This is a genomic window from Marinobacter sp. (genome assembly GCF_041984545.1).
Lineage (GTDB): Bacteria > Pseudomonadota > Gammaproteobacteria > Pseudomonadales > Oleiphilaceae > Marinobacter.
Genome location: NZ_JBHIXV010000122.1, coordinates 1 through 507 on the forward strand (window position 1 = coordinate 1; position 507 = coordinate 507).

1 protein-coding gene is annotated in these 507 nt (G+C 48.5%); it reads left to right on the forward strand.

Annotation, left to right across the window (positions count from 1 at the left end; genetic code table 11):
* Positions 1–323: 323 nt before the first annotated feature.
* The coding region (locus tag ACFC20_RS17840; protein ID WP_375194151.1) for a hypothetical protein at positions 324–507 on the forward strand (184 nt) is incomplete at its 3' end.

The window sequence follows — 507 nt, forward strand, 5'->3', positions numbered from 1 at the left end:
CGTCAGGCCGTATTCACCGGCCATGACCATGGCCGGCATCAGCAGGGTCAAAAGCCCTGTCAAAAGGCGTATCTTCATCTGTTTTATTCCCAACTGCACTTCATTGGAGCTAGGAGTCTGCGCGGCAGAAGTATTTTGAGCAAGTGACCCCGCCGCGTCGAATCACAGTTCGGCCCGAGAACGTATCCACAATATCCAGCCGAATAGAGTCTCGATTCTCTCTATTCAGTCAGTCAAGACGGTGTGGGGCGCGGCTCAGTAAGCAGCAACCGATAAGGCCCAAGGACGGGCCTTTTATTCATTAGATAGAGAGAGTAATTAATATGTCAAAATTATGGATGTATCACGCTAACTGCCCTAAAGGTGAAATTGTAAACCTGTCTCAAGCTGAACAATTAGAACAAGACGGTTGGGTTAAGTCTCCGGCGCTTCTTGATTTACCTAAAAAAGACAACGCCGCTAAGATGGACGCTGATCAGATTGAACGCGCACGACCTGAAGATCTTG